The organism is Micromonospora sp. RB23 (assembly GCF_053585025.1).
Map to the genome: position 1 here is coordinate 1,978,390 of NZ_CM132111.1, position 23,316 is coordinate 2,001,705.

At 73.7% G+C, this 23,316-nt stretch carries 22 protein-coding genes; 10 read left to right on the forward strand and 12 right to left on the reverse strand.

Annotation, left to right across the window (positions count from 1 at the left end; genetic code table 11):
• Positions 1 to 6: 6 nt before the first annotated feature.
• The 8 genes from ACTFTM_RS09165 to ACTFTM_RS09200 all read left to right on the forward strand — a co-directional run bounded on the left by ACTFTM_RS09165 (position 7) and on the right by ACTFTM_RS09200 (position 9,357).
• A complete protein-coding gene (locus ACTFTM_RS09165) occupies positions 7 to 744 on the forward strand; it encodes a VOC family protein (protein ID WP_449565383.1) in 738 nt (245 codons plus the stop codon).
• Positions 745 to 837: 93 nt separating this feature from the next.
• Entirely contained in the window at positions 838 to 1,296 is a 459-nt protein-coding gene (locus ACTFTM_RS09170) for a DUF2975 domain-containing protein (RefSeq protein ID WP_422738993.1), read from the forward strand.
• A complete protein-coding gene (locus ACTFTM_RS09175) occupies positions 1,296 to 1,511 on the forward strand; it encodes a helix-turn-helix domain-containing protein (RefSeq protein WP_151490317.1) in 216 nt (71 codons plus the stop codon). Before ACTFTM_RS09170 ends, ACTFTM_RS09175 begins: the two co-directional genes overlap by 1 nt.
• Positions 1,508 to 1,660 (forward strand): hypothetical protein, encoded by a 153-nt coding sequence (locus tag ACTFTM_RS09180; RefSeq protein WP_449565384.1) that lies wholly within the window; start codon positions 1,508 to 1,510, stop codon positions 1,658 to 1,660. The genes ACTFTM_RS09175 and ACTFTM_RS09180 overlap by 4 nt, the downstream gene beginning before the upstream one ends.
• A gap of 87 nt (positions 1,661 to 1,747) precedes the next feature.
• Entirely contained in the window at positions 1,748 to 4,930 is a 3,183-nt protein-coding gene (locus tag ACTFTM_RS09185) for an FtsX-like permease family protein (protein ID WP_449565385.1), read from the forward strand.
• Positions 4,927 to 7,623: an FtsX-like permease family protein gene (locus ACTFTM_RS09190; RefSeq protein WP_449565386.1), complete on the forward strand. Its 2,697-nt coding sequence runs from the start codon at positions 4,927 to 4,929 to the stop codon at positions 7,621 to 7,623. Before ACTFTM_RS09185 ends, ACTFTM_RS09190 begins: the two co-directional genes overlap by 4 nt.
• Before the next feature lies 1 nt (position 7,624).
• Entirely contained in the window at positions 7,625 to 8,620 is a 996-nt protein-coding gene (locus tag ACTFTM_RS09195) for an ABC transporter ATP-binding protein (protein WP_449565387.1), read from the forward strand.
• Positions 8,621 to 8,673: 53 nt separating this feature from the next.
• Positions 8,674 to 9,357, forward strand: a complete 684-nt coding sequence (locus ACTFTM_RS09200) for an ABC transporter ATP-binding protein (protein WP_449566585.1) — start codon at positions 8,674 to 8,676, stop codon at positions 9,355 to 9,357.
• Positions 9,358 to 9,575: 218 nt separating this feature from the next.
• On the opposite strand, the gene ACTFTM_RS09205 is transcribed toward ACTFTM_RS09200, so the two are convergent.
• From ACTFTM_RS09205 to ACTFTM_RS09215, 3 genes are read right to left on the reverse strand one after another with little or no spacing between them, the layout of a single operon-like run.
• Positions 9,576 to 10,028, reverse strand: a complete 453-nt coding sequence (locus ACTFTM_RS09205) for an N-acetyltransferase family protein (RefSeq protein ID WP_449565388.1) — start codon at positions 10,026 to 10,028, stop codon at positions 9,576 to 9,578.
• Between the two features lie 21 nt (positions 10,029 to 10,049).
• On the reverse strand, positions 10,050 to 11,621 hold the full coding sequence (locus tag ACTFTM_RS09210; RefSeq protein ID WP_449566586.1) for an alpha/beta hydrolase: 1,572 nt from the start codon (positions 11,619 to 11,621) through the stop codon (positions 10,050 to 10,052).
• Positions 11,622 to 11,679: 58 nt separating this feature from the next.
• Positions 11,680 to 12,795: an ATP-dependent DNA ligase gene (locus tag ACTFTM_RS09215; RefSeq protein ID WP_449565389.1), complete on the reverse strand. Its 1,116-nt coding sequence runs from the start codon at positions 12,793 to 12,795 to the stop codon at positions 11,680 to 11,682.
• Between the two features lie 135 nt (positions 12,796 to 12,930).
• On the opposite strand from ACTFTM_RS09215, the gene ACTFTM_RS09220 reads away from it, so the two are divergent.
• Both ACTFTM_RS09220 and ACTFTM_RS09225 read left to right on the forward strand, forming a co-directional pair.
• Entirely contained in the window at positions 12,931 to 13,143 is a 213-nt protein-coding gene (locus tag ACTFTM_RS09220; protein WP_449565390.1) for a hypothetical protein, read from the forward strand.
• 128 nt (positions 13,144 to 13,271) lie between these two features.
• A complete protein-coding gene (locus tag ACTFTM_RS09225) occupies positions 13,272 to 13,691 on the forward strand; it encodes an SRPBCC family protein (protein WP_449565391.1) in 420 nt (139 codons plus the stop codon).
• Here ACTFTM_RS09225 and ACTFTM_RS09230 read toward each other — a convergent pair.
• The 9 genes from ACTFTM_RS09230 to ACTFTM_RS09270 all read right to left on the reverse strand — a co-directional run bounded on the left by ACTFTM_RS09230 (position 13,669) and on the right by ACTFTM_RS09270 (position 23,313).
• Positions 13,669 to 14,160, reverse strand: coding sequence for a GNAT family N-acetyltransferase (locus tag ACTFTM_RS09230; RefSeq protein WP_449565392.1), 492 nt, complete (start codon positions 14,158 to 14,160; stop codon positions 13,669 to 13,671). The two genes, ACTFTM_RS09225 and ACTFTM_RS09230, sit on opposite strands and share 23 nt — an antisense overlap.
• 71 nt (positions 14,161 to 14,231) lie before the next feature.
• Complete coding sequence (locus ACTFTM_RS09235; RefSeq protein WP_449565393.1) at positions 14,232 to 15,152, reverse strand: DNA-3-methyladenine glycosylase family protein; 921 nt, start codon at positions 15,150 to 15,152, stop codon at positions 14,232 to 14,234.
• 131 nt (positions 15,153 to 15,283) lie between these two features.
• Positions 15,284 to 15,934 (reverse strand): COG4315 family predicted lipoprotein, encoded by a 651-nt coding sequence (locus ACTFTM_RS09240; protein WP_449565394.1) that lies wholly within the window; start codon positions 15,932 to 15,934, stop codon positions 15,284 to 15,286.
• Positions 15,935 to 16,138: 204 nt separating this feature from the next.
• Positions 16,139 to 16,921: an anti-sigma factor family protein gene (locus ACTFTM_RS09245; protein WP_449565395.1), complete on the reverse strand. Its 783-nt coding sequence runs from the start codon at positions 16,919 to 16,921 to the stop codon at positions 16,139 to 16,141.
• On the reverse strand, positions 16,918 to 17,610 hold the full coding sequence (locus ACTFTM_RS09250) for a sigma-70 family RNA polymerase sigma factor (protein WP_355051883.1): 693 nt from the start codon (positions 17,608 to 17,610) through the stop codon (positions 16,918 to 16,920). Before ACTFTM_RS09250 ends, ACTFTM_RS09245 begins: the two co-directional genes overlap by 4 nt.
• Before the next feature lie 134 nt (positions 17,611 to 17,744).
• Positions 17,745 to 18,602, reverse strand: coding sequence for a spermidine synthase (locus ACTFTM_RS09255; RefSeq protein ID WP_449565396.1), 858 nt, complete (start codon positions 18,600 to 18,602; stop codon positions 17,745 to 17,747).
• A 14-nt stretch (positions 18,603 to 18,616) separates the two neighbouring features.
• The gene (locus tag ACTFTM_RS09260) at positions 18,617 to 19,576 is read right to left on the reverse strand and encodes a hypothetical protein (protein ID WP_449565397.1); all 960 of its coding nucleotides are present in this window, start codon (positions 19,574 to 19,576) and stop codon (positions 18,617 to 18,619) included.
• Positions 19,577 to 19,690: 114 nt separating this feature from the next.
• The gene (locus ACTFTM_RS09265) at positions 19,691 to 22,165 is read right to left on the reverse strand and encodes an AAA family ATPase (RefSeq protein ID WP_449565398.1); all 2,475 of its coding nucleotides are present in this window, start codon (positions 22,163 to 22,165) and stop codon (positions 19,691 to 19,693) included.
• On the reverse strand, positions 22,165 to 23,313 hold the full coding sequence (locus tag ACTFTM_RS09270; RefSeq protein WP_357122879.1) for an exonuclease SbcCD subunit D: 1,149 nt from the start codon (positions 23,311 to 23,313) through the stop codon (positions 22,165 to 22,167). Before ACTFTM_RS09270 ends, ACTFTM_RS09265 begins: the two co-directional genes overlap by 1 nt.
• Positions 23,314 to 23,316 lie beyond the last annotated feature (3 nt).

Sequence of the window (23,316 nt, forward strand, 5' to 3'; positions counted from 1 at the left end):
GCCGCCATGGCGACGAGGCTTGTGCAGATCAACATGAAGGCTCGGGACGAGGCGGCGCTCGGCGCCTTCTGGGCCGAGGTGCTCGGCTGGGAGATGTCCCGGGAGGGGCCCGGTGTGGTCAACCTCGAACCGAAGGGCTTCGTCTATCCCGATCCGGTCGCCGTCGTTGTCGACATCGTCGTGACCGACGAGCCCAAGACGGGAAAGAACCCGGTGCACCTCGACCTGGCCACCACCTCGGCGGCGCACAAGGCCGAGGTCGTCGCGCGCCTTCGGGATCTTGGCGCGACGCCCGCCGACGTGGGTCAGGGGGACGTGCCGTGGACCGTCCTGGCCGACCCGGACGGGAACGAGTTCTGCGTGCTGGACTGGCACGACCCGGACCAGGACACCGGCCCGATCGCCTCCGTGGTGGTCGACTGCGCGGACCCGAGGGCCATGGTTCGTTTCTGGGGCGAGGCGATGGACTGGACCGTGCACCGGGTGACCGACGACAGCGCGGTCCTGCGCTCGTCCCGGGGCGTGGGTCCGTACCTGCAGTTCCTGCGCACCCCCGACGTGAGGACCGGGTGGAACCGCGTCCACCTCGACCTGCGCCCGTACCCGGATGACGACCTGGAGGCCGAGGCGGCGCGACTGCGCGCTCTCGGCGCCATCGACGTCGACCTGGGTGACAGCACGATCCCGTGGAAGGTCTTCACCGACCCCGAGGGCAACGAGTTCTGTCTCCTGACGCCGAAGTGACCCGCACGCCACCCCCGCACGCCGATCGCCGTACCGATTGACTTTCGATAGTTAACGAGCGAAACTCGATGCATGTTTGTTGAACGTCGAGCGGTGTCCGCTCTCCGAGTGTTCCTCGTGGTGCTGTTCGGGGTCCTGGTCCTCTTCCAGACCCTCTCGCTGCCGGGGCAGTTCGCGCACATGGCGCAGGAGTCGCCAGAGGACGCGTACCTCCGGTGGCCGGCGACGATCGTGACGGTCTTCTGGGTGCTCTGCGTCCAGGTGGTGATCGTCGCGACGTGGCAGCTCCTCAGCCTGGTCAAGAACGACCGCATCTTCACCGAGGCGTCGCTGAAGTGGGTGGACGCCATCGTCTGGGCCATCGCCGCCGCGTGGGTGGTGCTGGTGGGCGTCTTCCTCTACGTGGGGTTCAACGCGAACGATCCCGGGCTGCCGCTCCTGCTGTTCCTGCTGACGGTGGGCGTCACCGTGCTGGGGCTGCTCATGGTGGTCATGCGTGCGCTGCTCCGGCAGGCCACCACGCTGCGGACCGACATGGAAGCGGTGATCTGATGCCCATCGTCGTCCGGATCGACGTCGAGCTGGCCAAGCGCAAGATGAGCGTCGGCGAGTTCGCCGAGCGCGTCGGGCTCACCCCGGCGAACGTGGCGGTGCTCAAGAACGGCCGCGCCAAGGCCGTCCGCTTCAGCACCCTCGAAGCGATGTGCCGGGTGCTCGAATGCCAGCCCGGAGACCTGCTCGAATGGATTGAGGAGGAGACCCCGTGAGGTACGTCGTCGCCATCGCTGCCGTCGCCCTGGGCGTCGCCGCCGTCGTGTACGGAGGAGCCGACGACTCGCCGGGCCTCCAGCTCATCGGCGCGCTGCTCGTCGTGGGCGCGATCGCCTTCGCCGTACGCACGGCGCGGCGCTCGTAATAACGATCATGTAACGGGCGCGAACCTTTCCCCGTAGGTGACCTGTCTTGAAGGTCGTCGGCCCGCCAGGGCCAGGGGAGGCGTCGGATGAAGCTGGTGTGGAGGCGGGCCCGCGAGGCGCGGGGACTGCTGGTTGCCGCGGTGCTCGCCGCACTGGTCGCCGTCGCGTTGGTCACCGGCCTGTCGGACTACAACCGGCGCGCGGTGGACGCCGGACAACGCGCGTTGGTCGCGGCGTCGCCGGCCGAGGAACGCGGCCTGTTGGTCACCGGGTCCGGTGGCCGCGACGCCGCCGAGTTCGCCAAGCGCGACGGGGGGGCGCGGGCACAGTTCACCGACGGGCTCGCCGGGGTTCCCGTCGCCGTCTCCGCCGCGCGGTACGGCACCGGCCGGGAACTGACCGGCGATCTCGGCTCGGTGCCGCGCAGCGGTGACGATCCGATCTTCGCCAACCTGGCCACCCTCGATGGCCTGACCGCGCACGCCGAGCTGACCAACGGAGCGTGGCCCCGCCCAGGGGCTGATCCGGTCCAGGTGAGCCTGCCGGAGCGGGTCGCCACGACACTCGGCCTGACCGTCGGCGAGCGGATCCCGCTGCGGGACCGCGCCACCGAGAAGGCCAGCGCGGTGGTGCTCGCCGGCACCTGGCGGCCCCGCGACCCGACCGAGGCGTACTGGCTGCTGGCTCCCGGTGTGGGCACGGGCAGCGTCGGGTCGGGCACCTCGTACGGGCCGTTCGCGTTGGACTCGGCCGATTTCGCGACTCTCTTCCCGGGCTCGGTGACGGCGTCCTGGCTGGCCGAACCGGACCTCGGCGGGGTCGACGCGGCCAACCTGCCCGCCGTGCGGACCGCCGTGGGCGCGGCGACCGTCGCGGTGCCCGAGGCAGCCGAACTGGGCTCCTCCGGGCAGGCGTCGACGAAGATCGACCGACTGCTGGACCGGATCGCCCGGGCCGACCTGGTGGGCCGTTCCGCGCTGGCCACCCCGCTGCTGCTCATCCTGGTGCTCGGCGGGTACGCGCTGGTGCTGGTCGCCGCCCTCCTGCACGAGGACCGTCGTCCGCAGACCGCGCTGCTGCGCGCCCGGGGCGCCGCCCGCCGCCAACTGGCCGGCCTGGCCGCGCGGGAGGCGACCCTGGTGGTGGCGCCGGCGGCCCTGCTCGGGCCGGTGATCGCCGGAGAGGCGCTGCGGTTCGTCCGGCCCGGCGGCGCGGCGGAACTGTCCACCGCCGGTGGGAACACCACCCTGCTCTGGGCCGCGGCAGCCGCGACGGCGGCCGGCTGCCTGGTCGCCATGGTCGCGCCGACACTGCGGGGCTCCGGCACGTACGTCGCCGACATGGCCGCCCGGTCGCGGCCGAACCGGTCGGCGAGCATCCAGCGCGCGAGCGTCGACCTGGTGCTCGTCGCGCTCGCCGTGCTCGCCTGGGTGCAGCTCCGCCGGTACGCCTCACCGCTCGCCGGCTCGAACGGCCGACTCGGTCTGGACCCGCTCCTGGTCGCCGCCCCGACCCTCGGCGTGCTGGCCGGTGCCGTGCTGGCACTGCGGGTGCTCCCGCCGCTCACCCGGTTCGCCGAACGGTTCGTCGACCGGCGGCCGTGGACCGCCACCATGCTCGGCATGTGGCAGGCCGGTCGGCGTCCCCACGCCGGGCCCGTGCTGCTGCTCGCCCTCGCCGTCGGCGGCAGCACGCTCGCCTGGTCGCTGGTCAGCACCGGCGAACGGTCCCAGGTCGAGCAGGCCGGCCACACGGTCGGCGCGGACCTGCGGATCACCGAGCGCGGCGGCGCCGCCCCGGTGACCCGGGCCGGTGAGCTCGCCGCGATGCCGGGCGTACGCCGGGCGCTGCCGGTCTGGCGCGACGAGGTACGGGTCGGTCGCGGGGACCTGCCCGTCACCGTGATCGGCTTCGACTCGGCCGCAGCGCAGGGCGTCGTCCGGCTCGCCGACCGGTTGAGCGACGAGCCGGTGTCGACGCAGTACCAGCGCATGGTCGCCGCTCGGGGCGCTTCCACCGGTCTCGAACTGCCCGCCGGCACCCGCGCGATCACGGGGACGGCCCGCACCCCCGTGGAGGGGGCGTTCCGCACGCTGAACGTCGCCGTGTCGCTGCTGGTCACCAGCAGCGACGGGTCGGCCTTCCGGCTGCCGGCGGTCGACGCCACCAGCGACGGACGACCCACCCCGTTCACCGTGCGGCTACCCGACGTGGGGGACGCGCGACTGCGCCTCGCCGGATTCGAGGCCGACGGCGGGGCGGCGGCCGGGAACGCGTACCGGCTCCAGGTGGACGGGCTGACGCTGGTCGGCGCGGACGGCGCCAAGCGGCCCGCCGAGTTGACCGGGGGTTGGGCCACCGCAGCCGCCGGTAAGCCGGCCAGCCCGGCGCAGTCGGACGAGCAGGGTGTCGCGGCCAGCTTCCCGGTGCAGGTGATCCCCGGTGGGCAGTTCGCGTACCAGCCGCCCACCCGGTTCGCCATCGTGCCCGCCGGGCAGATCGCGCCCGTTCCGGTCCTCATGACCTCCGCCGTGCGCGACGCGTTGAGCCTGCACAGCGGCGACACCTTCACCCTGGCCCTCGCCGGAGTGTCCGTGCCGGCCCGGCTGATCGGTGAGCTGGACTCCGTACCGACCACCTCGGGCGAGGGCGTACTCCTCGACCTGCCCACGGCGGTCGACGCGCTGATCCGCGGTGGAACCGTCCGGACCACACCCGAGTGGTGGATCGGCGCCGACGACCCGGCGGCCGCCACCCGGGCCGCCGGTGAACTGACCGGCGTCACCGTCCTCGACCGGCGTGCCGAGATCGAGGCCGCCGCCGACGACCCGTACTGGCGCGGTTCACGCACCGGTATGCTCGCCGCCGCGCTCGGCGCGGTGCTGCTCGCCCTGGTCGGCCTGATGGTCGACGTGTGGGCCACCGCACGACGTCGGCTGAGCGAGTTCGCCGTGCTGACCACCCTCGGCGCGACGCCCCGGCTGCTGGCCCGGGCACTGCTGGCCGAGCAGACCTTCCTGGCCGGCATCGGCGTGGGCGTCGGGCTGCTGCTCGGCGCCGCCGTCGCGGCCACCATGGCACCACTTGTCATCCTCACCCCGGCCGCCAACCGGCCGGTGCCCCCGGCCGCGTTCGCGCTGCCCTGGGTGCCCATCGGCCTGACCGCGGTCGGCCTGCTGCTGGCGGCGCTCGCCTTCAGCGCGTTCATCGCCACCGGCATCCGTCAACGGGTGGCGGCGGTGCAGCTGCGAATCGGGGGAGAACGATGAGCGTCGGCGCGGCCGCCCGCCGGGTACGGGCGTACGGCGGGCAGTTCCTGCTCCTGGCGGTGCTGACCCTGGTGGTCACGCTGCTGGTCAGCGGGGTGCCCCGACTGGTCAACCGGCTCGCCGAGGAGGGCCTGCGGGCGCAGCTCAACAGCGAGCCGGCCGACCGCCGGGATCTCAACTTCTCCACGGGGGAGGTCGTCACCGGCGCCGCGCCGGTCATGCCCGGTGCCCGCAAGCAGTTCGACAGCCTGGTCGAGGGAATGCCGCCGCAGGTACGCTCCGCCGTCGTCGAACGCTGGTTCAGCGTGGACACCACACCCAACCAGGTGGTCGGTCCCGATCTCAAGGCCCGCAACCTGCTGGTGACCCTCGGTCTGCGCGCGATGCCCGGCATCCAGGACGAGAGCACCCTCGTCGAGGGCGCCTGGCCGAACGAAACCTTCGTGACCGGCCGGCCCATCGAGCTGGCCCTCGACGCGGACATGGCGCGCAAGCTGAACCTGCGCGTGGGTAGCCGCCTCGACCTCGGTCCGCCCGACGACACTGTCAAACCGACGCCGATGGTGGTGGTCGGTCTGTTCCGACCCGTCGACCGCGCGGACGGCGCCTGGGGCGGATTGCCGCAGGTGCTCCAGGTCATCGAACCGGAGGGCGACGGGAAGCCCTACATCGCCGTCGGCGTGGTCGCCCCGGTGGTCCTCGACAAGCGGGCCGCGAGCGGCTACCCGGTCCGCACCCAGTGGCGCTACCGGCTCGGCGTGGACCGGATCGACGCGCGCCAGCTCGACCAGACGATCGAGGGCCTGCAACAGGTGCAGCGCCACGTACCGCCCGGTCTCACGCTGACCCAGGCGGTCGACATCCCGCTGCGCGCGTTCGCCGCCCAGGTGAACTCGGCCCGGACCCTGCTCGCGGTGGTCGGGGCGGGCGTCCTGGCGACCCTGGCGGGGCTGATCGTCCTCGCGGCGACCCTGTCCACCCGCCGACGCCGCTCCGAGTTCGCGCTGATCCGGGCCCGTGGTGGCGCGGCCACCGCCGGCGCGCGCCGCAGTCTTGCCGAGTCGCTGCTGGTGGTGCCGGTCGCGGCGGCGCTGGGCTGGTGGTTGGGCACCCTGTTCCCCGGTACGCCCGACCCGACCGCGCCGTACGCCGCCGCGGCGACCCTGCTGGTCACCCTCGCGCTACCGCTGGCGACGCTGGCGGTGCAGGGCGTCGGCGCGGCCCGCCGGGACCTGATCCGGGTACGTCCGTCGACACGCCGGCTGACCGTCGAGGTCTTCCTCCTGTTGCTGGCCGGGCTCGGCGCCGTGCTGCTGCGCCGGCGTGGACTCACCCTCGGCGAGGTCGACCCGCTGCTCGTCTCGGTGCCGGTGCTGCTCGCGGTCGCCGCGGCGGTGCTCGCGCTGCGCGCGTACCCCTGGCCGTTGTTGCTCGTCAGTCGGCTCGCCGCGCGGACCCGCGGCAGCGTGACCTTCCTCGGCACCGCGCGGGCCGGTCGCTCGACGGTCGCCGCGCCGCTGGTCGTCGTGGTGCTGGCGATCGGCACGGCGGCCTTCTGCGCGGTCGTCGCCGCCGGCGTCGACGCGAGCCGGGGTCGCGCCGCCGAACAGGTCGTCCCCGCCGACGCGCTGATCCGGGGGGAACGCTTCGCCCCGGACACGGTCGACGCGCTGAACGGTCTGCCCGGCGTCCAGGCCGCCACGCCGGTGCTGATCGAGCGGGACCAGCGGCTGGCCCGCGACGAGCTGGGCACCGACGCACGGATCGGCCAGACCACTGTGCTGCTGGTCGACGGTCCCGGTCTGGTGAGGGTGACGGACGAGTCCGGCGTGGACGTGCGGGTGCCGGACGCGTTGCGCGCCGCTCGAGCCGTACCGGGGGCGCTGCCCGCGATCGTGTCCCCGGCCGTCGCCGCCGACCTGGCGCGGGCGGACCTGCGGGATGCGGCGTTCGTCTCGGTGCAGGGCCAGCGGTACGAGTTCCGGGTGGCCGGCGCGCAGGACGGCTTCCCGCTGCTGCCGGCGGACACCGACCGGTTCGTCATCCTGCCCTGGCAGGCGCTGCCGCAGCGGGCCACCACACCGGCGCCGACGAGCCTGCTCGTCGCCGGCGACCGGCTCGACGCGGAGGCGCTGCGGCAGGCCGGTGACCAGGGTCAACTGCGCTTCCAGCAGCAGGGGGCGGTCACCGGCCGGGAACGGCCGCTGGGGGTCACCGTCGAGACCCGGGCAGGCGTACGACACCAGCTCGGTGACGGCGGCGCGAACGGCGTGCTGGCCTTCGGGTTCCTGGGCGGCGCCGTCGGCGGCACCGTCCTCGGCCTGCTGGCCATCGCGTTCACCGTGCTGGCCGGCGCGCGGGCCCGGGGGCAGGTGCTGTCCCGGCTGCGCACCCTCGGCCTGTCCCGCCGGCAGTGGCGAGGGCTGCTGCTGGTGGAGCTGACCCCGCTGGTCGGGATGTCGGTGTTGACCGGAGCGCTGGTCGGCGCGGTGCTCCCACTGGTGCTCAACCCGGTGCTCGGCCTGTCCGCGTTCACCGGCGGAGTGCCGGTCCGGGTGGCGTTCGAGCCCGGGCTGGTCGTCGCGGTGGTCGCGCTCGGCGCGGTCGCCCTCGGCTTCGCGGTCGCCGTCGAGGCCCTGAACAACCGCCGGCTGCGCCTCGGTGAGGTGCTGCGGCTCGGAGAGGAGAGCTGAGATGACCGCTACCGCCCAGGGTGCCCTGGTGCCCGACCTGGCCTCCCTGCAACAGCGGGCCGCGCAACGCGCCGCCGAGCGGGCCGGCGGGCAGGACCGTCTGCGCGGACACATCGTCTGTGACGGACTGGTGCGCATCTTCAAGACCGAGGGGGTGGAGGTGGTCGCCCTCCAGGGGCTCGACCTGGTCATCGACCGGGGCGAGCTGGTGGCGATCGTCGGCGCGTCCGGCTCGGGCAAGTCGACCCTGCTCAACATCCTCTCCGGCCTGGACACGCCGACCGCCGGCATCGCCCGGGTAGCCGACTACGACCTGCTCTCGCTCTCCGCGAAGCGTCGGCTGAGCTACCGGCGGCAGTTGGTCGGGTTCGTCTGGCAGCAGACCGGTCGCAACCTGTTGCCGTATCTCACCGCGCGCGAGAACGTCGAACTGCCGATGGAGTTGGCCGGCAAGCGTTCCGGGCGCGCCCGCCGGGAACGGGCGCGGGAACTGCTCGACCTGGTCGGCGTGGGCTACGGCGCGGACCGGCGGCCCGGTCAGCTCAGTGGCGGCGAGCAGCAGCGGGTCGCGGTGGCGGTGGCCGTGGCCAACGATCCCGAGGTGCTGTTCGCCGACGAGCCGACCGGTGAGCTGGACGAGGCCACCGGCGCGGAGGTCTTCGGGGCGCTGCGCACGATCAACGCCGAGTTGGGCGTGACCATCGTGGTCGTCACCCACGACCACGCCGTCGCCACGCAGGTCCGCCGGACCGTCGCGATCCGCGACGGTCGAACCGCTTCCGAGGTACGCCGGACCGCGCGCGTCGGCGCGGACGGCAACACCGAACTGGTCAGCGAGGAGTATGCGGTGCTGGACCGCAGCGGCCGGATGCAACTGCCGGCCGCGTTCGTCGACGCGCTGTCGCTGAAGGAGCGGGTCCGGCTCGATCTGGAGCCCGACCACGTGCAGGTACGGCCCGGTGACCGGGTCTCGGAGGAGCGGGAGGCTCGGGCGTGAACCAGCAGGACGTGACGGTCGCGGGAGCGGCATCGACGGTTGGCGGGCCGGATGTGCCGCCCGCCGAGGTGGTCCGGGTCAGCGGAGTGAGCCGGACCTTCGGCCGCGGTGAGCACGCCGTGCAGGCGGTGCGGGACGTCTCGTTCACCGCCAACCGCGGTGAGCTGGTCGCCGTCCGGGGGCGCTCCGGGGCCGGTAAGACCACGTTGCTGAACCTCATCGGTGGCTTGGACCGGCCGGACAGCGGCCAGATCATGGTGGCTGGACACGAGGTGACCTCGGCCGGGGAGGCCGAGCTGCTGCGGCTGCGCCGAGGCACGGTCGGATTCGTCTTCCAGACCTTCGGGCTGGTGCCGATCCTCTCCGCCGCCGAGAACGTGGGTGTGCCGTTGCGGTTGGCGCAGGTGCCGGCCGCCGAACGGGAGGAGCGCGTCGCCGTGCTGCTGGAGCTGGTCGGCCTGGGTGGGCACGCGGCCCAGCGCCCGTACGAGCTCTCCGGCGGCCAGCAGCAGCGCGTCGCCGTGGCCCGCGCGCTCGCCAACGAGCCGGACCTGCTCATCGCCGACGAACCCACCGGCCAGCTCGACTCGGAGACCGGCCGGTCCATCATGGACCTGCTCCGCGCCGTGGTACACGCCCGAGGGATGACGGCCCTGGTCGCCACGCACGACCCCGCCCTGATCGACCTCGCCGACCGGGTCCTCGTGCTCCGCGACGGCCGCCTCGTCGACGGCTGACCAGCGCCCGCCGTCTCCGCTGGCCGGCCCTCGAGGGCGGAGGCAAGCCCGGCGGCGAGCCGGCGATCGTCGGTGGCGCGGCGGCGGGTGTGCTCCTCGCGTCCTTTGGAGCTGATGTCGTCAACGAATCGGGGTAGTGACTCGTCTGTGACATCAGCTCCAAAGGATCCGAGCGAGGCGGGTCGTGTTCGGCCCGGTCCTGGGACGGCGAGGCGCTCTCAGAGCGGGAGCTTCATGCCCTCGTGGCTGGCCTTGAAGCCGAGGCTCAGGTAGAAGCGGTGCGCGTCGGTGCGGGACTTGTCGGTGGTGAGCTGAACCAGGGCGCAGCCCCGCTGCCGGGCCTGGTCGATGGCCCAGACCATCAGCTCCCGGCCGAGTCCTTGACCGCGCAGGTCGGAGCGCACCCGGACCGACTCGATCAGGGAGCGCTCGGCGCCGTGCCGGCCCAGCCCCGGGATGTAGGTGATCTGTAGGCACCCGACCAGCTCGCCGTCCTGCTCGGCGACGATCAGGAAGTTCCGCGGGTCGCCGCTGATGTCGGCGAACGCCCGTTCGTACGCCTCGTCGACCTGCGTGAAGTCACGGGCCTTGCCCAGGACGTCGTCGGCGAGCAGGGCGATGACGGCGGAAAGGTCCGCGCGGACCGCCTCCCGGAAGATCATGTCGCTCATGCCGGTCAGCCTGGCACGACGTCACTTGGCCGGGCAGCGCAGCCCCTCCGCGGGCACGGTGAGGTCGAGCAGGTACGCGTCGACGGCCCGCGTGATGCAGGAGGTCTGCGGGTACGCGGTGTGCCCCTCGCCCTCCCAGGTGAGCACCCGGCCCACGCCCAGCATCGAGGCGAGACGGCCGGTCTGCTCGTACGGCGTCGCCGGATCGCCGGTCGTGCCGACCACCACGATGGGCGGCGCGCCGCTGGCCCGGCCGGTCGGGTACGGGTCCCGGCTGCCCGGCCACTCGACGCAGCTCAACATGCCGACGGCGAGCGCCGGGCCGAACAGCGGGTACTTCGCGCGCCACTGCGACTGCAACTGGCGGATCTGCTCCCGGCTCGGCTTCTCGGTCTCGTCGGCGCAGTTGATGGCGAGGTTGGCGTCGAACAGGTTCGAGTAGTGCCCGTCGCTCTCCCGCCCGGCGTACGAGTCGGCGAGCCGGAACACGTCCTTCGGGTCGCCCTCGGCCAGCCGGTCGATGGCCCGCGCCAACTCCTGCCAGCCGGACTCCGTGTAGAGCGACGAGATGACCGCGTAGAAGACCCAGCCCGCGGTGGCCTCCCGCCCGTCGTCGCCCCGGACGGGGGAGACCTTGGCCTTCTCGATGGCCGAGGTCACGGCGGCGCGGGCGTCCGGAGCGATCGGGCAGCGCGCGGCGTTGGCGGCGCACCAGCGGGTGAAGTTGTCGAACGCGCGCTCGAACCCGCGGGCCTGGCTCTCCGAACCGGCGACCAACCGCTGCTGCGGGTCGACGGCGCCGTCGAGCACCAAGGCGCGTACCCGCTGCGGGTAGAGCTGGGCGTAGATGGCGCCGAGCAGCGTGCCGTAGGAGTAACCCAGGTAGGTCAGCTTGTCGTCACCGACGGCGGCGCGGACCGCGTCCATGTCCCGGGCGGCCTGCTCGCTGCCGTACAGGGGCAACTGGTCGCCGTAGCGGTCCCCGCAACCACGCCCGATCCGCTGGCTCAACCCGGCGAAGCCGTCGAACGACGCCTGGCTCTGCGGGTCCGGGTCGTAGCCGAAGCTCGCGTCCAGGTCGGCGTCGGAGATGCACTTGACCGGACTGGACCGGGACACACCGCGCGGATCGAAGCCGACGATGTCGAAGCGCTCGGTGACCGAGGTGGGCAGCCCACCGAACTGGGTGCCGAACGAGAGGTAGACGGCCGTGTCCACACCGGAGCCCCCCGGGCCGCCGGGGTTGACCACCAGCGAGCCGATGCGGTCGCGCTGCTTGCTGGACCGGGCCCGCAGCAGAGCGATCTCGAAGGTCTGCCCGGCGCCCGGCCCCGCGGTGGCCCCGCTGCCGGTGCCCCAGTCCCTCGGCACCGCGATCCGCGCGCACTCGTACCGCATGTCCGGCGCGCCCCGTCCCACCAGATCCTCGGCCACCTCCGGGCAGGGCCGCCAGGTGGCCGACGAGCCGGCCGGGGCCGCCTCACCCTGCACCTCGGTGCGCGGCGCGAACGCCGGCAACGTGCAGCCGGCGGTGAGCAGCGCCGTCACGGCGAAGGCGACGAGGCTGCGACGGACCCGGCGACCGGGTGCCATCCGAGGGTGGTCGGCGGTGCGGCTCACGTGATCCTCCGGAGTCGGGTCGACGGCCAGGCTACGCCGGACCGGTGGCGGCCCGATCGAGGGTGACCGTCGGATCTCCGCGCAGCACCTGGTCTACGTCGAAGCGGATCGGACGGTCGAGCTGGTCGTAGCGGCAGGAGCGGGGATCGCGGTCGGGTCGCCACCGGACGAACTGGGCGGTGTGCCGGAAGCGGTCACCCTCCATTGCGTCGTAACCCACCTCGACGACCAACTCCGGGCGCAGCGGCTCCCACTCCAGGTTCTTGGTGCCCGTCCACCGGCTCACCCCGCCCGGGATGCGCTGGCCGCGTTCGTGGTCGCCGTGCACCCACGGGTGCTCGCCGCCGGTGTCCCGGTAGGGGGCCAGCTCGTCGAGCAGCTCGGCACGGCGGGCCATGCTGAACGATGCGCTCACCCCGACGTGGTGCAGGACGCCCTCGTCGTCGTACAGGCCGAGCAGCAGCGAGCCGACCACCGGGCCGGACTTGTGCCAGCGGAAGCCGGCGACCACCGCGTCGGCGGTGCGCGCGTGCTTGACCTTGAACATCAACCGCTTGCCCGGCTCGTACGGCAGGTCCGCCGGCTTGACGATCAGCCCGTCCAGCCCCGCGCCCTCGAAGACGTCGAACCAGCGGCGCGCGGTCTCCGGGTCGGTGGTGACCTGGGTGACGTGCACCGGCGGGCGCACGTCGGCCAGCGCCTGGACCAGCCGCTCCCGGCGGTACGGGTACGGCTGGTCGAGGAACGCCTCGTCGCCGACCGCCAGCAGGTCGAAGGCGACGAAATCGGCGGGCGTGGTCTCGGCCAGCATCTTCACCCGCGACGCCGCCGGGTGGATGCGCTGGGCCAGCAGCTCGAAGTCCAGCCTCGGCTGGCCGGACGGCCCGTCCCGCCGGATCACGATCAGCTCGCCGTCGACCGCGCACCGCTCGGGCAGTTGTCGGCGGGCCTGCTCGACCACCTCGGGAAAGTAGCGGGTCATCGACTTGCCGCCCCGGCTGGCCAGCTCGACCTCGTCGCCGTCACGGAACACGATGCACCGGAACCCGTCCCACTTGGGCTCGTACGTCACACCGGGCGTGGTGGGCAGCTTGGCGACGCTCTTGGCCAGCATCGGCTCGACCGGAGGGTTGATCGGCAGGTCCACGGCGACCAGTCAATCAGACGACACCGACAGTCGTGAGGCAGATCACCGCCGGTGCCGCGGCGGCGTGTCCGTCCGCGCGCCCCTCGTCCCGCACGGGCGAATCAAATAACCGCAGGTCAGAGCTAGTTTCGCGGAATGGCCGAGTGGGTCTGTAACTGCTGCGGGCGGTGGCGGGTGAGCGTCGAGCTGATCCGGGGCCGCTACCGCTACCGGCTGACCTGTCGATATCCGCAGCGGTTCGGCGGCGGCCGGGACGTGCTCGGCGAGGTCGCCACGGTGCCCGAGCTGGAAGAGCTGCTGCGCCGGCGTACCCCGTTGAGCCTCGCCGACCTGCGTGAAGCCGCCTGATCCCGCGTGGCCGGCGGACCGGCGGCCCGATCGATGATCGGACCGGCCGGTGGATGCCGCAGTCTCCCTCCGGCGGGCAGCGTCGTCGGCAGGAGGTGCCGGACGGCGCCATCGGGGGAGGAAGCGCGATGCGGTTCGAAGCGGACACGGAGATCGACGCGGACGCCGAGCGGGTCTGGGCGGTGCTCGTCGACGTCCAGCGGTGGCCGGAGTGGACGGCCTCGGTGACCCGGGCCGAGCGGGGTGAGCCGGGGCCCCTCGCGGTCGGCGCGACAGCCCGCCTGGCCCAGCCGAAACTGCGGCCGGCGGTGTGGCGGGTCGTCGAGTTGACCGAGGGGCGGGAGTTCACCTGGGTCTCCGACGTCCCGGGCGTGCGCACCCGCGGCGAGCACCGGTTGCTGCCGTTGCCCGACGGACGTACCCGGGTCGAGGTGGCCGTCGACCAGGCCGGGCCGCTCGCCGGGCTGATCGGCCGGCTGTACGGCGGCCTGCTGCGCCGCTACGTCAGGCTGGAGGCCGACGGGCTCAGGCGTCGCTGCGAGCGGTGACGGCCGGCTTCTCCAGCACCGCCAACGGCGTGCCGTTCGGATCCGGGCGGTGTGCCACGATCCGGTAGCCGTGCCGTTGGTAGAGCGTGAGGTTGCGGGCGCTGTCCGCGCCGGTGAAGAGGGTGAAGCGGGCGGCCCGGCCGGCGCAGGCCTCCTCGATCGCGACGAGCAACCGTGCCCCGACACCGTGGCCCTGCCGGTCGGGAGCGACCGACAGGCGCCCGACGTGCGCGGTGTCGCCGACCAGGTGGGCACGCACCGAGCCGATCAGCCGGTGCCCCGCCCGGGCGACGAGCACGATGGTCGGGCCGGCCAGCACGGCCGCGACCTCGTCCAGGGTCTCGGTCAGCGGCGGCAGGAAGGGCTCGGCGTAGTGCTGTGCCTCGCTGAGGTAGGCGGCGCGCTGGACGGTCAGGATCTCGCCGGCGTCCGCGACAACCGCCGGAACGATGCTCACCTCGACGCTCATCGGGGCAGCACACCACAGCCGGCGTCACCGACCCCGGGCGGCCCGGCCGCTGCCCGGCGGCCGGGAAGCGCTCAGAAACGGGCGAACGAGCGGATCGGGGCGCGCGGGCCGTACTTCGGCGCCTGGATGCCGGCGGCCTCCAACAGCACGCACACCCGACCCCGATGGCCCCGGAACGGCTCCAGCAGGGTCAGCATGCGCGCGTCGTCACCGCGGGGCTCACCGGCGAGCGCCCAGGCCACCGTGTTCGGGATGTGGTAGTCGCCGACGCTGACCGCGTCCGGGTCGCCGTACGCGATCCGGACCACCTCGGCGGCGGTCCACGGTCCGATGCCGGCGATGGCGGTCAGCCGGCGGGTGGCCTCGGCCGCGTCGACGCACCGTTCCAGCCGGTCGGCGAGCGCGGCGGCGCGGCGCAGCGTGTCGGCCCGGCGCTGCTCCACGCCGAACGGGTGGAACACCCAGTACGGGGTGGCGGCCACCGCGGCGGCCTCCGGCGGCAGCAGCAGTGGCTGCAACGGGCCGGGCGCCGGCTTGCGGAAGTGCCGCACGGTCGCCGCGTACGCCCGGTACGCCTCCTTGCCGGTGACCTTTTGCTCGAAGACCGCCCGCAGCAGCCGGGGGAAAATCTGGCCGGTGGCCGGCATGCGCAGCCCGCGGTGCTCCCGGGCCAGCCGGGCGACGAGCGGGTGCGCCGCCGCCAGTTCGGTGAAGCCGGTCAGGTCGTCGTGCAGCCCGGCGATCCGGTCGGCGCGGTCCACGACGTGCTCCGCGCCCGGGCCGTAACCCTCGGCGAGTAGGTCACCGCCCGCCGGCCGTAGGGCGAGGGTGGCCGGCCCCTGCGGGGTGCGGGTCGCCCACCAGAAGGTGCCGGCGGCGATGCGCGCGCACGGGTCGTACGGGCTGAAGGTCAACGCGCGGACCGACGCGGCCAGCCGGTAGCCGACCGGCGGGCGCAGCACCCGGGTCGCGGCAGGTTCGGTCTCGGTCACCCCTGCCACTCTGCCAGGTGACGCGGCGGTGCCGATCGCCGACACCGGCCCGAACACCTCGGGCACGGCGGTGGTCGGTCGCGCCCTCCCCGGCTGCGACCGACCACCGCCGTGCCCTGGCGGTACCGGGATCAGTACGAGTAGCCCGAACCGCCGGCGTCGCTCGACTCGCTGTCGGCCGGCGGCGCCACGGCCTTCGGCGTCGAGGTGGGCAGGCAGGTCAGGTTCTTCTTGCCGTTTTGGTCGACCACGAACCAGGTGCCGCCGACGGCCTGACCCTTCCACTGGCCGGGCTTCTTGTCGCCGATGTAGCGGTAGACCGGCCAGCCGCCGATGGTGAGCTGACGGGTGCCGTCCTGGCGGGTGACGCTGCCGACCTTGTCGTCGGAGAGGCCGGTGAGCTGGGGGTTACCGTCGGTCAGCGCGGGCGGCCACACCTGCGCGCACTTGTCGACGCAGTTCGACGCGGGCGGGTCGGCGGTGTCCTTGTCGAAGCGGTACAGGACCCAGCCGTCCTGGTCCGTCACGACGTTGCCCATCCGGGCGATCTTCTTGCCGATCAACTGCTCGGTCAGGTCGACGTCCGCGGGCGGCGGCGCGTCGGCGACCGGCGCCTCCGCGGATGCCGACGCCTCGGGCTCCGCCGACGCGGTGGGCTCGGCCGCGGCGACGGCGACCGGCTCGGCCGCGCTCGAGTTCGCCCCGTCGTAACCCGCGGGAGCGCAGGCCGTTAGTGCGACCATCGCGCTCGCGACGATGACGGTCCGCTTCATCTGTGCCACGTGCCCTCCTCATTCTTGGCAGTTCACCCATAGGTACGGGGGGCGGGCTGTCAAGGTTGAAGAAGTAACAGTGGTCAATTTCACGACTTTTGATTGAACCGAATGGGGCGCTCATCCGTATCGCCCTGCACGAACCATCGACCAGGAAAAAGAATCGACGCCGGCCATTGGAGCAATGGCCGGCGTCGACGATGGTACGCGACCCTACATGGGCACCGTGACCAGCGGGCTCGCCACACCGTTACGGTCGACCGACTGCACCTGGAGCTGCTTGATGTCACTCGTCAACGCCGACGTCGACGCGCTCAGCTCAAGACCCTGCGGGCGATTGTTCGTCCCGTAGCCACCCTCGGGCACCGACCACGTAGAAATCACCTCCGTGGTGGCGTTCTTGCGCACCACCACCAACCGGCAGGTGCGCGGGCCGGGCAGTTTCCGCAGGCTGAAGTTGATGCGGGTGCCGTACTCCCGCTCGATGAGGAACATGGTCGTCTGGACGCCGGTCGTCGGGTCGGTGGCGTCGACCTGGTCGCCCTCCTCCTCGGTGCCGCCGACACCCGGGCCGCTCGGCGGCGCGGTCGGCGCGCTCGTCGGCGGGTCGTTGACGCCGGCGCTCGTCGTCGGCTCCGCGAGAGTCCCCGGCGCGTCGTCCCCGGCCACGCTCACGAAGCCGTAACCCGTCAACCCGCCGAAGACCACCACCGCCGCGGCGGTCGCGAGCAGCTGACGAAACCTGGTCCGCCGTCGGTCGGCCCGGACCGCGACCAGTGTCCGGTCCAGCAGCGCCGGGTCGGTCGCGGTCTGCTCCAGGGCCATCATCGTCTCGCCGTCGATGCCGGAGAGCAGGCCCACCACGGGCACCATCGTCTCCAGCTCGGCCGCGCACGCCCAGCACGCGGCGAGATGCTCCTCGAACCGCTCGGTGTCCTGCTCGTCGAGCACGCCGAGCGCGTACGCGGCGACGTCCATGTGGTCTGGCCGGCTCATTCTGTCACCCCCCGCTCCTGCAGAGCCGTGCGCAAGGCGCGCAGCGCGTAGTAGACCCGCGACTTGGCGGTGCCCAACGGCAGCCCCAACTCCTCGGCCGCCTCCGGCACCGTCCGCCCCCGGAAGTACGTCGCGATCAGGATCTCCCGATGCGACTGACTCAGCGTACGCAGCGCGTCCGCCACCGTCATCGTGCGTAGCACCCGGTCGGTGCTGTCCGCCTCGGCGAACGCGGTCAGGTCCCGGTCGTACGTCTCCGGCGGCCGGGCCTCCTGGCTGCGGTGCTCGTCGATGGCGATCCGACGCGCCACGGTGACGAGCCACGGCCGCAGCGAACCCTGCCCCTGCGCGCCGAGGCGGTGCGCGTTGCGCCAGGCCCGCAGCAGCGTCTCCTGGACGATGTCCTCCGCGCGCTGCCGGTCCCCCCCGGTGAGCCGCATGACGAACATCAGCAACGGGCCGGCGTGCTCGGCGTAGAGCAGCCGGATCAACTGGTCGGAGTGGCTGGCCTCGGTTGTCGTCGCCTGGTGGCGCCCGGGCGCCGGTCGGGGCGTCACCGGACCATTTTGGCGAGACGTGGCTCGGGCGTCGACCCCCCGGGCAGACGAGGTCGACCGTGACGACGACCGCGCGGACAACCAGTCCGCGCCGACCGCGTCGCCATGCCAACCGGCCGCCACCGCATGCATGCAGACCTCCGGGATGTCCGTGACCAACGCCGGCCCACGAGGCGGGCCGCCCGGTGGTACGCAGTGACGCTCCGAACGGATCAACGAACGGCGGAAAAATTTCCGGCGGCGGGCCCGCGGTCCCCGGTGGACGGTCAGCGGCGGACGGAGAACAGCCCCGGAGGTGGTGGATCCGAGCCGGTGGCGTCGGCGTCGCGGACGACCGCCGCCCCGCTGGCGAAGCGGTCCAACTCGTCACCGGCAACCACCCGGCCGGGAAACCAGTCACCGGCCGCCCGCCGGGTCAGGGCGGGCACCGGGGGAGTGGTCCGCCCGGCGACCAGCACGAGATTGCCGTACCGGCGACCACGCAGCACCCCCGCGTCGCCGACCAGGCACGCCTCGGGCAGCACCGAGCGCACCGTGGCGACCTGACTGCGGGCGTACCGCAGTGGCGGGCCGTCGGCCAGGTTCGCCAGCAACCAGCCCGCCGGACGGAGCACCCGTGCCACCTCGGCGGCGTACTCCACCGAGGTCAGGTGCGCCGGGGTACGGGCACCGGCGAAGACGTCGGCGACCACCACGTCGTAGCTGGCGTCCCGCGTCGAGGCCAACACGGCCCGCGCGTCCTGCACCCGGACCCGCAACCTCGGGTCCGTCGGCCAGGGCAGCACGCGACGCACCAGCTCCACCAGGGCGCCGTCCACCTCGGACACCCGCTGCGTCGAGCCGGGCCGGGTCGCCGACACGTACCGGGGCAGGGTCAGTGCGCCGCCGCCCAGGTGCAGCACCCGCAGCGGCTCACCCGGAGGCGCGACCAGGTCCAGCGCGGCGGCCAGCCGCCGGACGTACTCGAACTCCAGGTGCGTGGGGTCGTTGAGGTCGACGTGCGACTGCGGCGCGCCGTCCAGCAGCAACGTCCACGAACCGGGCCGGTCCGGGGACGGCGCCAGCTCGGCCAGACCGGTGTCCACCTGCTCGACCACCCGGTCACCCGCTCGTTTACGTCCCACCGTGACCCGCCCGCTCAGCGGGCCGCACGCGCCGCGGCGGTCAACGCGCGGTGCAGCAGCCGGGAGTCGCCGAGCAGCGCGCGTAGGCGGCGCTCCAGACCGGCGATCGGGATGAGGTTCTGCGGCGCCCGTGGATCCTTGTACGGCGTCGAGGCGAATCGGGGCAGCGTGACGAGCGACAGGTCGGCCAGGTCGATCGCCGCCTCGACGGGCAGTTCGGTGGAGCACTCCACCCGGACGATGCCGGCCCACGGCGCGCCCACGGCCACCGGCAGCCGCAGATACCACGACCAGCCGCCCCAGGGCGTGCCGAGCCGGAACACCGGCGACCGCTCGCCCGGCGCCAGGCCCGTCACCACCGCCGTCAGTCGGGCGTCCAGGTACTGGCTGTGCTGGGTCTTGATGTAGCCGAGGGTGCGCGGCAGATGGTGGCGGCTGCGCAGCGGACCGTCCACCACCAGCAGATCGCCGTCGACCCGGGCGGCATCGGACACCGCCACCTCCAACGCGGTCAACGGGCCCTGCACGGCCGCCGGCAGCTTCGCCAGCTCGCCGGTGCCACCCACCCGGTGCACCGGATAGCGGATCGCGCCCGCCACCACGTCCCGCGCCGACGGGCTCGCCGTGAACAGGCCCCGGCCCACCTGCGTGCCGGCCAACTGCGCCGCGCCCCGACCCAGGTCGCAGCGGACCACCCCGGCCGCGTACGACGCCGCCAGCCCCGGAAACGACCCGCCGTCCTCCTCCGCCGTCCAGATGCTCGCGTCGACCCGACGGACCCCGTCGACCAGCAGCACCACGTCCGGCGCCCGCACGTCGGCGCGTACGCCGATCGCCCGCCAGTCGACGGCCGGCAACTCCACGTCGACCTCGACCTGGGTGCTGCTCGGCGTGGCCGGCCCGGAGGCTGCCGCCTCGAAGGACGCCCCGTACGACGGGTCCCACGAGTCGACGAAGAACGCCGCGTCGCTCACGGGCCGGACCTTTCGTTCGCGACTGCGGGGCTCCGCTGCGCTGCACTCCTCGCGCTCACCGGCCGGACCTTTCGTTCGCGACTGCGGGGCTCCGCTGCGCTGCACTCCTCGCGCTCACCGGCCGGTCCGTTCGACGCGCGCCGAGCGGGCGTCCTTGCGCACCTCGAAGCGGACCGGAATCCGCTCGGCCAGCGCCGCGACGTGGGTGACCACGCCGACCATCCGGTCACCCCGGGCCGCCAGGTTCTCCAGCGTCGCGGCCACGGTGTCCAGGGTGGCCGCGTCCAGCGTGCCGAAGCCCTCGTCCAGGACGATCGACTCCAGACTCGCCGCGGTCGTCGACATGCCGGCCAACTGCTCGGACAGCGCCAGCGCCAACGCCAGGGACGCCTGGAACGTCTCCCCACCGGAGAGCGTCCGCACGCCCCGGCGCAACCCGGCGTCGTGATGGTCGACAACGAAGAACTCGCCCTTGTCGTGCACCAGCTCGTACTGACCCGAGGACAGCTCCCGCAGGATTCCCGACGCGCCGTCGACAAGCAGGTCCAGCGCCTCCGCCAGCAACCACCGCTCGAAGTTGTTGGCCCGCAGATGCCCGGCGAGGGCCCGCGCCACCTGCGCCTCACGCTCGTGCCCGGCCCGCTGCTCGCGCAACGCGCCGGCCTGCTCGCGGCGCTCGTGCAGCCGGCGTCGCTCGGCCTCGGCCCGCTCGACGGCGACCGTCGCGGCGTGCACCGGATCGTCGCCGACCGGAACGTCGGCCGCCGCGAAGATGTCGGCGATCCGCCGCTGCACCTCGTCGGCAGCCGCCTCGGCCTCGGCGACCGCCGCCGCGCGGCCGGCCCGATCGGCACGACGACGCTGCGCCTCGGCCGTCGCCCAGTCGGTCAGCGCCGTCCACGAGGCCGCCACGTCGTCCCGGTCCGCGGCCGGCGGGCCGAACCGGGCCAGCCCGTCGCGGGCGGTGTCGAAGCCCCGCCAGGTCGCCCGCAGCCGCTCCTGCGCCGCGTCCACGCCGGCGCGGGCCTGGCGGGCGTTGTCCCGGCCCGCCCGCACGGCGGTCGCCGCCTCCTCCAGGGCGCGTCGCAGCCGGGCGTGCTCGGCCAGCTCCCGGCGCAGCACCGCCGGCTCGGCCGCGCCCGCGAGCTGCGCGTCCAGCTCGGCCAGCCGGGCGTCCGCCTGCTCCTGCCGGGCGCGGGCCTGCACCAGGAGTCGTTCCAGGTCACGCGCCGCGGCGTCGCGCTGCTGGACGGCCGCCTGCGCGGCCTTCGTGGCGGCCCGCGCCGCCTTGCCGGCCGCCGTCGCGGCGGCCACCGCCGAATCCGCCGGGACGGCCGGCACCCGCGCCACCGGCTGCTCGCACACCGGGCAGGGCCCGCCCGGGTGCAGGTGCGCCCGCAGGCCGACCGCCAGGTCGGTGGCCTTCGCCTCCTCATGCGCCCGGAAGGCCGCCTCCAACTCGGCGTCGGCCCGCTCGGCGTCCGCGCGGGCGGCGGCCAGCGCCGCCACCGCCGCCGTGTGCTCCTCGTCCGCCGCGCGCACCGCCGCGCGGACCGTCTCGGCCTCGCCGGTCAGCCGGTCCCGGTCGTCGTACGCCCGCAGTTGCAGCCGCAGCGCGCTCTCGTCCCCGGCGCCGGCCAGCTCACCGCGCAGCTTTTCCTCGCGCTCCTCGGCCAGCGACACCGCCGTGGCAGCCGCGTCGGCCTCGGCCCGCGCCGCGGCCACCGCACGCGCCACCTCGGCGACCCCGTGCGGGGCGCGAACGGCGGAGAGCACGCCCAGCTCGTCGTCGAGCGCGGTCAGGGCGGCCTCCGCCTCCCGTGCGCGGACCCGGGCGGCCGCCAGCTCCGGCATGGCCCCGGTCACCGCGCCGGCCAGCTCGACCATCCGCTCGACGAGGGCGTCGGCCTCGGCCACCGCCTCGTCGTCCACCCCCGTCAGGCCGGCGAGCACCTGGTCGACCGCGTCCAGCTTGGCTTCCGCCTGCGCCGCCCGGGCCGTCGCCCGCTTCTGCACGTCCTCGTAGACGCCGAGACCCAGCAGGTTGACCAGGATCTGCTGCCGGGTGGCCGGCTTGGCGTGCAGGAAGTCGGCGAACTGTCCCTGCGGCAGCACCACGCAGCTGGTGAACTGCTCGTACGGCAGCCCGACCGCCTCCAGCACCGCCTGCTCCATCTCGGCGGGCGTGCCCGCGACCACCTCACCCAGGTCGTCCGGGCTCAACCCGGTGTCGAGCTTGGTCACGTCGAACCCGGCCGGCATCACCTGCAACCCGGCGTTCGCGGTCTTCACGTTGCCCCGGCCGTCCCGGCGCACCACCCGGGTCGCCACGTACCGGGCGCCGCCGGACTCGAAGACCAGCCGGACCCGGGCCTCGGTCGCCGACGGCGCGAGGGCGTTGGCCAACCCCCGCGTGCCACCCCACCGGGGCACCGTGCCGTAGAGGGCGAAACAGATCGCGTCCAGCACGGTGGACTTGCCCGAGCCGGTCGGCCCGATCAGCGCGAAGAAGTCGGCGTCGGTGAAGTCGACGGTCGTCTCGTCCCGAAAGACCGTGAACCCGGCCATGTCCAGCCGCATCGGTCGCATCAGTGATCGACCTCCTCGAAGAGTTCGTCGAAGAGTTCCCGGACGCCCTCGTCGTCGTGGCCCCGGCTGTCCAGGTAGTCGCCGAACAGCTCCCGGGGAGAACGCCCCGACCGCTGCGCGATCCGCGTGCCGCTGCCCGGCGTCGCCAGCAACTCCGGGTCGATCCGGATCTCCAACGCCCGGGGCAGCAGCTCCTGGACCTCCTCGCGCAGGCCCGCGCGGGGGTGCTCCCGCACGAACACCCGCAGCCAGGCGTCCGGCGCCTCGATCTCGGCGAGCTGCGCCAGCGTGCCGCGTACCGTCCGCAGCGCGCTCGCCGCGGTCACCGGCACCTCCCGCACCCGGGCGGCCGTGCTGGCGGTCACCTCGACGACCGTCACCGACGGCACGTTCTCCTGCTCGCCGAAGTCGACGGCGAGCGGGCTGCCGCTGTACCGGACCGGGCAGGGGCCCTCGACGCGCTGCGCCCGGTGCAGGTGGCCCAGCGCCACGTAGTGCGCCGTCGCCGGGAAGACGGTGGCCGGTACCGCGTAGCCGAGCACCGTGTGCGCGTCCCGCTCGCCGCCGCCGGCCGCCGCGCCGATCACCGTGAGGTGGGCGGTGACCAGGTGCACCCGGTCCGGCTCGGAGAAACCCTCGGTGAGCCGGCCCAGCACCCGGCCCAGGTGGTCGGCGTACGTCTGGTTGGCCTCGGCGGCGGTCAGCTCGTACATCTCCAGCGCGCGGATCGCGTACCGCTGGGACAGGAACGGCAGCGCGGCGAGCTGCCAGCGCTCACCGCCGGCCGTGGTGCCGTCGATGACGTGCTCGGCCGGATTCTCGCGTACCCCGCCGCGCAGCGTGATGCCCGCGGCCTCGGCCCACGGGCGCAGCGCGTCCAGCGCGGGCCCGTTGTCGTGGTTGCCGCCGATCGCGACCACGTCCGCGCCGGTGCGACGCAGCGCGGTCAGCGCCCGGGTGACCAGCCGGGTCGCCTCCGAGGTCGGTGCGGCCGTGTCGTAGAGGTCACCGGCGACGATCACCAGGTCGGGCTGTTCGGCGCGGGCGATGTCGATCACCCCGGCCAGCACGGCCGTGTGCTCCTCGGCCCGGGACTGCCCCTTGAGCACCTTGCCCACGTGCCAGTCGGAGGTGTGCAGGATCTTCATGGG